Below are 13,368 nucleotides of genomic sequence, written 5' to 3'. Positions count from 1 at the left end.
TCTCCCGAAGGTCCATCGAAAGTGCCTTACCCACTGCTCGCCCTCCATCTTGTGGTCGGCGACAGTGAATCAGCAAAATAAGCCTATGTGAATCCCCCTTGATTCAGGTCGATTTCATCACGCTCTAGTGTAGCGATCAGAAGCGCAGCCAAGGATATGAAGAGTTTTTTCATGCTCAATTGTGTCCTGCTTTATTGGCTTCGATCATTCCGAAAGCAGACGTTAGTTGCAATGCGGAAATACGACGACATGGACTCTTTTCCTCTTTCGCTGTGGGCAGCGCGAAAGGCGGATTGGCGATTTTCTGATTTGGGGCAGTGTTGTGACGTAATGATCAAAGCTATCTGACGTTCTATATCTCGCTTTCAGCTGCACGTTTTTTACGCAAAGCACGTAGTTCATCGGTCGAGACACGATTTTCATTGGCTTGGGCTGCCCAGTCAGCTTTCTGGCGTTCGACTTTACGTTCCCATGTCAGGACTGCGGTGGCAAAAAACCAACTGGACGCCCAGGTCATGAAAATTGTGCTTGCGAAGGCGGTCCAGGGATCAAGGCTGATTTCCCACGGCAGACCTTCGTCTTGAAACCACGACCACAGTGCCGTCGCCATCAAACCAAAGGTTGTCCAGATTTCCCCAAAAATCGCAAAGAACCGCCCGCTGAACAGCCAGACCGCCATCACAAACATAAGGCCCAGAAGTCCGCTTCCAAAACCGAAGAAGGCTTTTATGTCACCTCCGCGCGGCGTTGCGGATGCGGCGGCTGCGGTCATGGGGACGGCAAAGGCCGCGGCAACCAATGCAGTCGGGCTAAGCAACGCCAACAGCATACCCGACCAATAATATGACAGACCAAGCAGCCCGACAAAGAGACCAATGGGGTCAAGTTCCACTCCGACCTGGCCCAGGCCCCATACAATGCCCTGCCCCGTAAACCGGATAAACAAATCCGCAACACTGTTAATCACGCAAAAAATAACGCTGACGATAAGAAGTTTGCCGATATCCAGTTCATTGCCATGACCCCGCGCGGCCAATGCGCAGCGAAGACCAATGATGGTCAGACCCGCTGCAATTGTGCCGGGCACAAACATGCCCGCAATAGGTATGAACGCCGCAAGCGATAGTACAAAGGCAGCAATCGCCAGAAATGGCAGCAGCAAAAGATAGCGCCAGAATGTTTTAAACGAAAGCGGTATAGCTTTTATAAAAAGTGGCATGCAGCTGGATATCGGGCATCTCTGCCAAATTTACAACGCATCACATGGGCATTTTCTGCAGGCAAACATTTGTGCAACATATAGACCATGATGCGACGACGCCTATGGCACGACGTTTCAGAACACTCGACCCGTAACAGGAAGCGCTATGGCCGGACGACCGACTTAATGCCCCATGATCATCCCTTCCAGCGCGTCTTTTTCCATGGATACTTCGGCCAGCCGCATTTTGACCACGTCGCCCAGGGTGATCAGGCCGATCATCTGGCCGTCCTCCACAACTGGCATGTGGCGAAAGCGGCCATTGGTCATGCGCTTCAGGATATCGTCGGCCTTATCCTTGCGGGTGCAGGTTTCAAGCTGTTTGGTCATCATCTCGGTCACCTTTTCCCCCAGGCATCCGGGGCCTCGCTTGCCGACCTCGCGGACGATATCGCGTTCTGACAAAATCCCCTGGGGCACCTTGCCGTCGCCGGATATGACCACAGTCCCGATCCGCTTTTCCGACAGCATTTGCGCGGCCTCTTGCACTGTGGCATTTGGGGTGATGGTAAAGACTGTATCGTCAGCCTTGCTTTGCAGGATCTTGTAGACAGTCATCCGGATTTCCTCCCATCGTGACGCTGGATTTGACGATCCTCGCTTCCCTAGGGTTAATCTGTCAAGTCATCCTGACTTTACAAGGGCCCGTCAAAAGATAATGTCACCGGGAAAAGGGAGGGATAGAATGCAAGATCTAACACATTATCTGGGCGGGCAGCAGGTTGCAGGCACGTCGGGGCGGTTCACCGATGTCTTTAACCCGGCGACGGGCGAGGTGCAGGCGCGTGTGCCCCTGGCCAGTGCCGATGAGCTGGACCGCGCCGTTCAGATCGCGGCCGACGCTCAGCCCGCCTGGGCCGCCACCAACCCGCAGCGCCGTGCGCGGGTGTTGATGCAGTTCGTGCATCTTCTGAACCGCGATATGGATAAACTGGCCGAAGCGCTCAGCCGCGAACATGGCAAGACCCTGCCCGATGCCGCGGGCGACGTGCAGCGCGGGCTTGAGGTCGTGGAATACTGCATCGGCGCGCCCCAGATGCTGAAGGGCGAATTCACCGACAGCGCCGGGCCCGGCATCGATATGTATTCGATGCGTCAGGCGCTTGGGGTCTGTGCCGGTATCACACCCTTCAACTTCCCCGCCATGATCCCGATGTGGATGTTCGCCCCCGCGATTGCCTGTGGCAATGCCTTTATCCTGAAACCATCCGAACGCGATCCCTCGGTGCCCCTGATGCTGGCTGAACTGATGGAGGAAGCCGGTCTGCCCAAGGGCATCCTGCAGGTCGTCAATGGCGATAAGGCGGCCGTGGATGCGATCCTGGATCATCCCGTGATCCAGTCGGTGGGCTTTGTGGGGTCCACGCCGATTGCCGAATACATCTACAGTCGCGGGTGTACCAACGGCAAGCGCGTGCAGTGCTTTGGCGGGGCCAAGAACCACATGATCATCATGCCCGACGCCGATATGGATCAGGCCGCGGATGCGCTGGTGGGGGCGGGCTATGGAGCCGCAGGCGAACGCTGTATGGCGATTTCGGTGGCTGTCCCTGTCGGTGATGATACCGCCGATCGGCTGATCGAAAAGCTGGTTCCGCGGGTCGAGGCGCTGAAGATCGGGCCCTATACCTCGGGCAAGGATGTCGATTTCGGCCCCGTTGTGACCGCCGCCGCCAAGGCGAATATCGAACGGCTTGTCCAGACCGGCATCGATCAGGGCGCAAAGTTGGTGGTCGACGGGCGTAATTTCAGTTTGCAAGGGTATGAGGACGGTTTCTTTGTCGGCGCCCATCTGTTCGATCACGCGACCAGGGACATGGATATTTATCAGCAGGAAATCTTCGGCCCCGTTCTGACCACCGTCCGCGCCCAAACCTATGAAGAGGCGCTTGGCCTCGCCATGGATCACGAATACGGCAACGGCACCGCGATCTATACCCGCGATGGCGACACCGCCCGCGACTTTGCCAACCGCGTGAATATCGGGATGGTGGGGATCAACGTGCCAATCCCCGTGCCGCTGGCCTATCACACCTTTGGCGGGTGGAAGAAATCGGCGTTCGGGGACTTGAACCAGCACGGACCGGACGCCTTCAAGTTCTACACCCGCACCAAGACCATCACCGCCCGCTGGCCCTCGGGCATCAAGGAAGGCGGCGAATTCAGCATTCCGGTGATGGAGTAGCCACCCGCGAAGCCCCGGACCCGATCCGGGGCCTCATCGATATTTCAAGAGGTCCCGGATCAAGTCCGGGACCGCGCAACAGGATTGAGTTTTTATAGAAAGTATCATTGATCACCTCTCAACAAGCGTTAGTGCGAAGTCATCCGGCAAACTGTCCAGCGGAAAAACAGCTTCGGGCAACAGGCCCAGAACGGCCTCGCGCACTTTGAAACACCCGTCTTCAACAACAAAATCGCGTCTTGTGTAAGCAATGTTGAATGCTTGTTCGGGCGTATCCCATATCTTGCGCTCAAATAAAACGTGTTTACGATAAGATACCTCGACAAACAGCTCGGTCCGAGCGCAACTGATCTTGCCATGAATGCGCGCCGTTGCTTTCGACCCCTTGATCTTGGCAGGCTTCAAACTATTCCCCATCGCATATCCCTGTGCCCGGAACTTATCCATCTGTTCGCGTACAAAGGCGGCTGGAAAATCCGTCTCAACCTCAAGCCGTTCAATCGCTTTCTCCCAACATTCCAGAGCAAACTCTCCAAGAGCTTCAGCCGTCTTCGGAATGTCGGTCAAATCAGCAGGGTCGCAATCAAGATCAATACCAAGGTTTTTCTTGCTGACATTCAGTTCGGACTTCGGGTTTCTTGACAGACCGATCCATACAGTCGTCACGGCTGGATCTTTCATCTCAATTTTTGCTTCGCGCAAAGCATAGTCGAAGAAAATCAAAAGAATTTTCATTCGGTCAATGACCTGCGAAATTCTCCGGTGATCAAATGTTTGAGTGTATTTTTTGCTAGTTTTTAATGGTTCCCCATGCCGTATCCAGTCATCTGGATCGTATTCAATGCTAAGTGTTTTTAAGTAGGTCATTGGCAGAAATATCCCTAAACACAAAAAGCGTATATTTTGTTTGAAATCGAAGTTCCAATCTATTCAATTGCAAATACGGGCCTGATTGCCGCCCCGGACCCGATCCGGGGCCTCATGGACACCGCCGCCAGAGCGGTTATAGAAACCAAATGACCCAGATCGACACCCTGCCCCCGCTGCGCGAGGTTATCGCGGCGCATCAGCTGTCCGCGAAAAAATCGCTTGGGCAGAACTTCCTGCTGGACCTGAACCTGACGGCCAAAATCGCCCGGCAGGCGGGGGATCTGACGCAATCGGATGTTCTGGAGATCGGCCCCGGCCCCGGCGGCCTGACCCGCGGGTTGCTGGCCGAAGGCGCGCGGCGGGTTCTGGCGATTGAGAAGGATGCGCGCTGCCTGCCTGCGCTGGCCGACATCGCAGCGGCCTATCCCGACCGGCTGCAGGTGCTGAACGCCGATGCGCTGGACATCGATCCGCTGGCGCATCTGACGCCCCCTATCCGCATCGTCGCCAACCTGCCCTATAACGTCGGCACTGAATTGCTGGTGCGCTGGCTGACCCCGCCCGACTGGCCGCCCTTCTGGCAAAGCCTGACGCTGATGTTCCAGAAAGAGGTCGCGGATCGCATCGTCGCAGCGCCCGGATCAAAGGCCTATGGCCGGCTGGCCATTCTGGCCCAGTGGCGCTCTGATGCACGCATCGTCATGACCCTGCCGCCCGAGGCCTTTACCCCGCCCCCGAAAATCCACTCCGCCGTGGTCCACCTGACCGCCCTGCCCGCACCCCGCTATCCCGCTGACCCTGCGATCCTGTCCCGCGTGGTCGCCGCCGCCTTCAACCAGCGCCGCAAAATGCTGCGCGCTTCGCTTAAGGGGGTGGCGCCCGATATCGAAGACCACCTGATCGCCGCGGGCATCAAGCCCACCGACCGGGCCGAGACTGTATCGCTGGAACAGTTCTGCGCGCTGGCGGAGGGTCTTAGACGCTCGACCTAGCGAAGCTGCGCAACGACGGGCCGCGGTGCGGCGATCCGCTGTGATAGCTGCCGTGCTTTATGGTGGCCAAACACATCCCTGCTGCCCGCTGAATGCGTGCGGCCCCAAATCGCCGTGCCGTGGGGGCGGCCCGGCGATGCGCGGCGGCCTGCGGCCTTGATCCCGCGCAGTTTCCGAAAGCAGATAAGAATGGAGACGTGATTAATCTGTCTGCGAAACGACCTGACGCACAACATCCGACACCTGATCAGGATGCGTATGCAGAATGAAATGCGGCCCGTCGACCTGATGCATCTGCACCGCCGGATTGACCTGCTTGATGTATTCACCAGACCGCCGCAGCACCAGCCGATCGGCGCTGGCCTGGAGGTAAAACAGCGGCACCTTCGCGTCGCGCAACTGATCCGAGACATCGACGCTCAGAACCGACCGCACCCGCCCGGCAATGACCCGTACCATCGCGCGGATGGCCAACGGATGCTGCGGCGCGAACCGGAATACGGTCGCAGCAAAGACGGGCATAACACTGGGGCTTTTCACGAATGTCACGGCCAGAATGACAACCCGCAATCCAGGCGGCGGCGCGGCGGCCAGACGGATACCAAGTGGGCCGGAAAAGGACTCGGCCACAATCACATAATCCTCATCCGGCAGACGCGGCGCCAGCCAGTCCATCACCACGTCATAGTCGGTCAATTCCACCGGATACCGCATGATTTCAGTGGGATAGATCTGCGCCAGCCGCGCCTGCACCCCCTCCAGAAAAATGCCCGAGCCATCAAGCCCGGGCAGCAGGATCACCTTCATGCCGTGGTCAACTGGCCCTCGGCCGTCAGCACGGTTTTCCCGCCCAGATAGCCCGCCAGCGCGGCTGGCAGATGCACCGATCCGTCCGCCTGCTGACCGTTTTCCAACACTGCGATCAGCGCGCGCCCGACGGCCAGGCCAGAGCCATTCAGCGTATGCACGAACTGCGGCTTGCCCCCATCGGCGGGCTTGAACCGCGCGTTCATTCGGCGCGCCTGAAAATCACCACAGGTCGAGACCGAACTGATTTCCCGGTACTGGTTTTGGCCGGGCAACCAGACCTCAATATCAAAGGTCCGCTTGGCCCCGAAGCCGATGTCACCTGTGCACAGCGTCACGGTGCGATAGGGCAGTTCCAGCTTTTCCAATATCCCCTCGGCACAGCGCAGCATGCGCTTTTGTTCCTCGTCCGAGGCATCGGGATGCGTGATGCTGACCATTTCAACCTTTTCGAACTGATGCTGGCGCAGCATGCCTGATGTATCGCGCCCCGCACTGCCGGCCTCGGACCGGAAGCACTGGGTATGGGACACATAACGGCGCGGCAGGTATCCGTCGTCGACCGTCAAGCCGTTGACAATATTGGTCAAAGTCACCTCGGACGTGGGCACCAGCCACCAGCCGTCGGTGGTCTGATAGCTGTCTTCGCCAAACTTGGGCAGCTGACCCGTGCCGTACATCATCTCTTCCCGGACCAGGACGGGGGTCCAGGTTTCGGTCAGGCCGTTTTCATCGATATGCGTGTCCAGCATGAATTGCGCCAGCGCGCGGTGGATACGCGCGACCGCGCCCGACAGCACCACGAACCGGCTGCCCGACAGTTTGGCGGCAGTCTCAAAATCCATGCCGCAGACGACGCCGGGCAGCTCATAGTGCTCTTTCGGGGCAAAATTCAGATCGCGGGGCGTGCCCCATTCATTGACCTGAACATTATCGGCCTCGTCATCGCCATCGGGCACGTCATCATAAACCAGGTTCGGCAGTTCCATCAGCAGGTCGGTCAGGCGCGCGTCCTCGGCCTTGGCTTCCTCATTCAGGCGCGCGACCTCGTCCTTTTTCGCGGCCACCAGCGCGCGCAGGCGTTCAAATTCGGCCTCATCCCCGCTGGCCTTGGCCGCCCCCACCTGTTTTGAGGCCGCGTTCTGTGCCGCCTTCGCCTCTTCCGCTGCCTGAATCTTACCCCGCCGCGCTTCGTCGATCGACAGAATGTGTGACGACTGCGGCTCCATCCCACGGCGGGCAAGACCGGCATCAAAGCGGTCAGGATGTTCGCGGATGGCGCGGATGTCGTGCATTGGTCTGGCTCCTGTCTTTTTCATGTTGCCAGCGCGCATATGCCTGATCGGGCGGCGGTTTTAAACTGAAAAATCGGGACGGCCTGCGGCCGGTTTGAGTATTTGGGGAACAATGATGGACAGACCATCGCATCATTGTTCCAAAAATACTCATTCCGGCGGTGCAACCCCTTCGACCGGCAGCAGTGCCGCGCCGATCCGGCGGCCTTCGGACAAAAGCACATTGTAGGTACGGCAGGCCGAGGGGGAATTCATCGGCTCAACCGCCAGCACTACCGCGTTGGATTAATGCAGATTGATGAGTCCGATTTCGGATATGATCCGAAAAGACAAAGTTCTTGAGATTGATCTGGCCGACGCCAACAATACCGAAACAGGCATTGCAAATCCTCAGCCGGACTTGGATGAGAGAATGGATCGTTTTCTGGCATCCATTGATGATCCTCAATCTGATCAATTTGCCTTTCTGTAACGCCAGTGGTGGCAGGGAAACCTGCCACTAACGCCCCTTCAATTCGTAAGCCGACTACATCCTAGATACATATTAAGTGTTTCAGCCCATAGGATATTACCGGGGGTCGACGATCGGTTCGGTGACATTTCAAGGTATTCAAATACTGGAGTGGTCCAGCTGAGATCATTTGTTGGTGGCCCAAGATCGTTAAAAAAGTCGCAAGTTGCTTTCTGCAACTCTGGATCAGATCGCTTGGCGTCCCAAAGTGTTTCTCTGTAAGGTTTGGCCGCAAGATAATCGCTTCGCGTAACGAAACGGCGTCGATATTGCTCATTCTTCAATTCATTGGGATGGCTTCCAAACAGTTGTAAACGCTTCATATCAAAAGTGTGAAACACTTCGAGCGCAATCATCATTTCACCCATGTTTTTATAGTTTTCCGCCTGAGCGCAGGAAATGATCTGCTCATTCAAGTAAACCGGTGTCATGTCTGCAGTGATTTCATAAATCGAGTGGCATTCGGGCCAGGGTGGGCCGGACAACAGTTTTGGCTTGGGTATTCTATTGCGTTGGTAATTCAAATTCTTATTTGGATCAGGTTCGTAAGGTACGATTTTAATCGGATTATTAATCATCGCACCGTTGCAGTCTGGCCCAATTTGAGAAGCACACCTGACTTCCCTGCTAAGCTTTCTGAACTCTTCCAAATACTCAATATCTGCAGAGGATGAGGTGTCAGCTCTTACCGCTGGTGACACAACAGTAATGACCATCAGGCAAGCCAAGGTCCGAATGCTGTGTTTGATCAAGGCATCCATGGTCACTCCGCTTCCTGATTTTTGTATTTATGATATAAGGTGTAAGATCTGACAATAAACCAGCGCGAAACTTACGTCGGCAAATCATCAGACCTGGTCCGATGGCGCCACCCGTTCGACCGGCAGCAGTGCCGCGCCGATCCGTCGGCCTTCGGACAAAAGCACGTTATACGTCCGGCAGGCCGAGGGCGAATTCATCGGCTCAACCGCCAGCCCTGCGTCTTCCAGAGTTTTGCGGACCGCGGGCGGGATATGGGCGGTTTCAGCCCCCGTCCCGATGAACAGCACATCGATCTGACCGACGGTTTGCAGCAAAGGGTCCAGATCATCATAACCAGCCCAGCTTTGCACGCCCGAGGGCAGGACCAGCGCGCCGCCCTCAACCACCTGTCCGCCGATGCGGAAAAAGCCGGGGCCGTAGCCATCGATCGGTTGGGCATCGGTATAAGTGACTTCGTTCAGGCGCATGGAATTTCCTTACTGATAGATCGGTAGCCCAATGATGATTGCAGCGGCGATGATTGTATAGGCCACACCCCGATAGATATGCTGCTGATTGGGATTGAAAAGCCGCTGCCCCAGCCAGGCACCGCATCCATAGGGGATCAGCAGCGTCAGGCCGATCAGCACGCTGGTCATCGGCAGGACGCCCTGCAGCGCCATGATGGGCAGCAACAGCAGGCTGTTTGTCGTCAGAAAAATGATGTTGTTCGCGCGGACCCTGGCGACAGGATCCTGCCCTGCCAGGTTGAACAGCACGATCACGGGGCCGTTCAGTCCGGTTGCACCGCCCACAAAACCCGTGGCCCCGCCGACAGCGGCGCGGGTGGCTGTGTTGGGCGTGCTACGATACCGCCAGCCCGCCAGCAGCGCGATCAGGGTGATCGTGACGACCGCCACCACAGCCCATCGCAGCCACAGGTCATTGGCCGTGCGCAGGACCCAGACGCCCAGGGGCGCAGTGATCAGCGCGGCGGTAATCATCAGGACCGACGCGCGCCTGTCGCAGTTGACCCAGGCTTTGGGATAGACGGTCACCAGCGATGCCAGCGCGGATACGGCAAAGGCGGCTACGGCGACTTCAGGCGTGACAAAAGCGGTTGCGATGGGCATAAAGATCAGCGCCGCGCCAAAGCCTGCAAAGCCATAGACGCATCCGGCGACCAGGGCGGCCATCACAATCCAGATCAGGCCGGGTGTGGCAAGCACCCCGGCCAGGACCTCAGGCATCGACGTTGGCGAACTGGTTACCGGCGTTGTTATCGGGCTTGGACCAGTCGCGTTTGACCCCAAGGGCCAGCAGAATGGCCGAGGCCACGAAGACCGACGAATAGGTCCCCACGATCACGCCCCAGATCATCGCAAAGACGAACCCGCGGATCACATCGCCGCCCAGCACATACAGCGAAATCAGAGCCAGAAGCGTCGTGACCGAGGTCATCACCGTCCGGCTGAGCGTTTCGTTGATCGAGATGTTCAGAACATCCTTCAGCTCTTTCTTTTTGTATTTGCGCAGGTTTTCCCGGACGCGGTCAAAGACGACCACGGTGTCGTTCAGCGAATAGCCGACGATGGTCAGAAGGGCTGCGATGATGGGCAGGTCAAACTGGATCTGAAGTTCGGAAAAGATGCCGATCGTCAGCACGACGTCGTGGACAAGTGCTGCGACGGCCCCCAGGGCGAACTGCCATTCGAAGCGCAGCCAGATATAGACCAGTACCGCGAAGATCGCCAAAAGAACCGCAATCGCCGCCGTTCGCACCAGCTCGGCTGAAATGGCGGGGCCGATGGATTCGACGGCCTGCACCCGCGCGGTGGGGTCGATGGTCTGCAGCGCCGCGATCACGTCCTGAACGACGGTGCTGTCGGCGGCCTCTTCCCCCTCTTGCGCGCCGATGGTGACGCTGGCCACGTTTTCATTTGCGGCGAACTGCGGATCCTGAATTTCGACGATGGATACGTCGCCCAGGTTCAGCGGTGAAATTGCATCGCGATAGGCACCCACGTCGATGGGCTGTTCGGCCACAGTTCGGATCGTGGTGCCGCCCCGGAAGTCGATGCCATAGTTCAAGCCCTGCAGGAAAAACGACACAAAGGCCAACCCCATCAGAAAGGCTGAAATTCCAAGCCACAGGCGTGAGCGGTTGAAGAAATCGAAGCTTGTTTCTTTGGGAACCAGACGAAGCCGCATGTTACACCTCGATCGTTTTCGGGCGGCGGTATTCGAACCACATCACCACGAACAGCCGCGTTACAAAGATGGCCGTGAAGACCGATGTGATAATCCCCAGACCCAGGGTGATCGCAAAGCCGCGCACGGGACCCGAGCCCATGACATAAAGGATCAGCGCGGTGATAAAGGTCGTGATATTCGCGTCGATAATCGCGCTGAGCGCGCGTTCATAGCCAAGCTCGATCGCGCGGGCGGGACCTTTGGAGGATTTGAGTTCCTCTTTGATGCGCTCAAAGATCAGCACATTGGCGTCCACCGCCATCCCGATGGTCAGCACGATCCCCGCAATCCCCGGCAGCGTCAGCGTGGCCCCGATCAGGCTAAGCAGTCCAAAGATCAGGATGACATTGATGATCAGTGCGACATTGGCAAACAGGCCAAAACGACCATAGCTGAGGAACATAAAGACCAGCACGGCGATAAAGGCCACGATACAGGCGATGCGGCCTGCGTTGATGCTGTCTTCGCCCAGGTCGGGACCAACATCCTGTTTCTGCAGGACATCTAGTCCGGCGGGTAAGGCACCGGATCGCAGCAGGATCGCCAGTTCCGCGCTTTCTTGAAGCGTAAATTCCCCGGTTATGACCCCTGAGCCACCAGTAATTGCAGTTTGAATTCGTGGCGCACTGATAACTTCGCCATCCAAAACAATCGCGAAAAGTGCGCCAATGTTTTCAGCCGTATGACGTCCAAAGATAGCACCGCCTGCTGAGTTAAAGCGGAAATTGACAGCCGGACGCCCGTCCTGAAAGGTAGGACGAGAATCGACCAGATCCTGCCCACTGACGACCTCGCGCTCCTCAAGGATGTAAAAGGCACCCTCACGTTCGGCATCGGGCAACAACAGTTGCCCCACACTGACCCGCGCCTGCGGGTCGCTGGTTGAACGGACAACGGGATGAAAGCTAAGCCGTGCTGTACGTGACAGAAGGCTTTCCAAATCGTCGGTCGATACATCGCCGGGCACCTGCACCAGAATGCGGTCATCGCCCTGACGCTGGATCGTGGGTTCGCGCGTGCCATAGGCGTCGATGCGGCGGCGGATGACCTCAAGACTTTGCTGCATTGTCAGGTCGTCAATCTGCTGCTTTTCGGCCTCGCTCAGGCCGATGACTATCACGTCGCCCTCGGCGCGGACCTCGATATCGCTGCTTGGCCCCCCGGTCAGCGACAAGGTGGGGCGGGACAGGCCGCGCACGATTTCCATCGCGCGCTCGATCTGGTCGGGCCGTTCGGTCAGACGCACGCGGATTTCACCGTTTTCGATCGACTGCCGCCGGAATGTCCCGATATTGGGGCGTTCGGCATTCAGGGCCTGAAAGACCTCTTGCCAGAAGCCGACCATGCGCGACTGATAAACATCTTCCAGCTGAATTTCGGTCAGCAAACTGGCCCCACCGCGCAGATCAAGGCCCAGGTTCACGATGCCCGAGGGCAGGTAATCGGGCCAGGCGGCCACGTCAGCCTCAAGTTCCGGCGTGGTTCCGTTCCGCTCGATCTGGGTCAGGGCGGTGTTGTGGGCGTCAACGGTGGTGTAGAACGCATTCGGCATCGCCAACAGCGCACCAAAAGCGATGACCAGCCAGATCATCACACGTTGCCAAACCTCGATCTGCAGCATCGGATATTCCTATTTCGACGGTTCGGTTTTGTTCAGAACCTGGGCAATGGTGGACTGCACGACGCGCACCTTGACGCCCTCGGCCAGTTCGACCTCGACCTCGTTTTCTTCCTTGACCTTTGTCACCTTGCCAATCAGTCCACCCTGGGTCACCACCTGATCGCCGCGCCGCAGGGCCGACACCATGGCCTGATGTTCCTTGACCTTTTTCTGCTGAGGCCGGATCAGCAGGAAATACATGATCGCAAAGATCAGAATAAGGGGGATAAACTGGGCAAATGCGTTGCCTTCCATGGGCGTCCTCTTTTGTTGGCAGGGCCTGCGCCTGCAAAGTCGGCGCAAACTACTTGTGGGCTGGCAAAGTTGCAACCATGAGTTCGGCAGTTAAGCGCAGGACGTGCCGCCGTCAATGCACGCGACGTCTATGGCCGGGCTTTCGTTGCAAATTGGAACGCCTTTTGCCCCGCGGGCACCTTTCGGCGGCGGAGTGTCAAGGTTCGTCTGGTCAAGAAAGGTGGCGCCACCCTGTTGGGTCGGTCTGTCAGAAAGGGGTCGCAAGCCCCCCACCTTTTGTCTCATGCATGATCTTTCAGGCGGCTTGCGCTTTGGGGCTTTAATCCAAAGGGGCAAGTTCCGGAAAACCATTATGTCCGACGTCGTGGGATGGGGTTTTATGCGAGAAATGCTAACGCCTGCTTAGAGCAAGATGAGATCAGGTTGAAGCGTATCCTGAGTTGACAAGGTAATTCGCACATTCCTGCGGGGTGAAGCGGTCGAGCAGCTTACCGATCCTGCGCCATGTTGCCTCTATCGTGCGTTCGGCGGCGTCTCG

14 protein-coding genes and 1 pseudogene are annotated in these 13,368 nt (G+C 57.4%); 3 read left to right on the top strand and 12 right to left on the bottom strand.

Features of this window, described 5'->3' with window-relative positions; translation table 11 throughout:
• Positions 1-352: 352 nt before the first annotated feature.
• A complete protein-coding gene (locus tag H7848_RS18955) occupies positions 353-1,219 on the bottom strand; it encodes a hypothetical protein (protein WP_208354468.1) in 867 nt (288 codons plus the stop codon).
• A gap of 165 nt (positions 1,220-1,384) precedes the next feature.
• Positions 1,385-1,819 (bottom strand): CBS domain-containing protein, encoded by a 435-nt coding sequence (locus H7848_RS18950; RefSeq protein ID WP_208354466.1) that lies wholly within the window; start codon positions 1,817-1,819, stop codon positions 1,385-1,387.
• 127 nt (positions 1,820-1,946) lie between these two features.
• Between H7848_RS18950 and H7848_RS18945 the strand changes: the two genes are divergently transcribed.
• Positions 1,947-3,446, top strand: a complete 1,500-nt coding sequence (locus tag H7848_RS18945) for a CoA-acylating methylmalonate-semialdehyde dehydrogenase (protein ID WP_208354465.1) — start codon at positions 1,947-1,949, stop codon at positions 3,444-3,446.
• 111 nt (positions 3,447-3,557) lie between these two features.
• On the opposite strand, the gene H7848_RS18940 is transcribed toward H7848_RS18945, so the two are convergent.
• The gene (locus tag H7848_RS18940; protein ID WP_208354464.1) at positions 3,558-4,313 is read right to left on the bottom strand and encodes a hypothetical protein; all 756 of its coding nucleotides are present in this window, start codon (positions 4,311-4,313) and stop codon (positions 3,558-3,560) included.
• A 149-nt stretch (positions 4,314-4,462) separates the two neighbouring features.
• Here H7848_RS18940 and rsmA point away from each other — a divergent pair, with 149 nt between their 5' ends.
• Positions 4,463-5,308 (top strand): 16S rRNA (adenine(1518)-N(6)/adenine(1519)-N(6))-dimethyltransferase RsmA, encoded by an 846-nt coding sequence (gene rsmA / locus H7848_RS18935; protein WP_208354463.1) that lies wholly within the window; start codon positions 4,463-4,465, stop codon positions 5,306-5,308.
• Between the two features lie 201 nt (positions 5,309-5,509).
• Here the strand turns inward: rsmA and H7848_RS18930 are convergent, their stop codons facing one another.
• The 3 genes and pseudogenes from H7848_RS18930 to H7848_RS18920 form a co-directional block, all read right to left on the bottom strand.
• Positions 5,510-6,115, bottom strand: coding sequence for an alpha/beta fold hydrolase (locus H7848_RS18930; protein ID WP_208354462.1), 606 nt, complete (start codon positions 6,113-6,115; stop codon positions 5,510-5,512).
• Complete coding sequence (gene serS, locus H7848_RS18925) at positions 6,112-7,410, bottom strand: serine--tRNA ligase (RefSeq protein WP_208354461.1); 1,299 nt, start codon at positions 7,408-7,410, stop codon at positions 6,112-6,114. The genes H7848_RS18930 and serS overlap by 4 nt, the downstream gene beginning before the upstream one ends.
• Before the next feature lie 150 nt (positions 7,411-7,560).
• A pseudogene (locus H7848_RS18920) lies at positions 7,561-7,680 on the bottom strand (MTH938/NDUFAF3 family protein); the annotation flags it as partial.
• A 28-nt stretch (positions 7,681-7,708) separates the two neighbouring features.
• Between H7848_RS18920 and H7848_RS18915 the strand changes: the two are divergent.
• Positions 7,709-7,882 (top strand): hypothetical protein, encoded by a 174-nt coding sequence (locus tag H7848_RS18915; protein WP_208354460.1) that lies wholly within the window; start codon positions 7,709-7,711, stop codon positions 7,880-7,882.
• Between the two features lie 38 nt (positions 7,883-7,920).
• On the opposite strand, the gene H7848_RS18910 is transcribed toward H7848_RS18915, so the two are convergent.
• The 6 genes from H7848_RS18910 to yajC form a co-directional block, all read right to left on the bottom strand.
• The gene (locus H7848_RS18910; RefSeq protein WP_208354459.1) at positions 7,921-8,682 is read right to left on the bottom strand and encodes a hypothetical protein; all 762 of its coding nucleotides are present in this window, start codon (positions 8,680-8,682) and stop codon (positions 7,921-7,923) included.
• Between the two features lie 87 nt (positions 8,683-8,769).
• Complete coding sequence (locus tag H7848_RS18905; protein WP_208354457.1) at positions 8,770-9,150, bottom strand: Mth938-like domain-containing protein; 381 nt, start codon at positions 9,148-9,150, stop codon at positions 8,770-8,772.
• 9 nt (positions 9,151-9,159) lie between these two features.
• Entirely contained in the window at positions 9,160-9,912 is a 753-nt protein-coding gene (locus H7848_RS18900; protein ID WP_208354455.1) for a sulfite exporter TauE/SafE family protein, read from the bottom strand.
• Entirely contained in the window at positions 9,905-10,873 is a 969-nt protein-coding gene (gene secF / locus H7848_RS18895) for a protein translocase subunit SecF (RefSeq protein ID WP_208354453.1), read from the bottom strand. Before secF ends, H7848_RS18900 begins: the two co-directional genes overlap by 8 nt.
• A 1-nt stretch (position 10,874) precedes the next feature.
• Positions 10,875-12,536: a protein translocase subunit SecD gene (gene secD, locus H7848_RS18890; protein ID WP_208354451.1), complete on the bottom strand. Its 1,662-nt coding sequence runs from the start codon at positions 12,534-12,536 to the stop codon at positions 10,875-10,877.
• 9 nt (positions 12,537-12,545) lie between these two features.
• Positions 12,546-12,830, bottom strand: coding sequence for a preprotein translocase subunit YajC (gene yajC, locus H7848_RS18885; RefSeq protein WP_208354449.1), 285 nt, complete (start codon positions 12,828-12,830; stop codon positions 12,546-12,548).
• Positions 12,831-13,368 lie beyond the last annotated feature (538 nt).

Source organism: Pseudaestuariivita rosea, assembly GCF_017592335.1.
In the GTDB taxonomy this organism is placed as follows: Bacteria; Pseudomonadota; Alphaproteobacteria; order Rhodobacterales; family Rhodobacteraceae; genus Parasulfitobacter; species Parasulfitobacter rosea.
The sequence above is the reverse complement of the archived record's forward strand: the minus strand, read 5'-3'. Positions and strand labels throughout refer to the sequence as shown.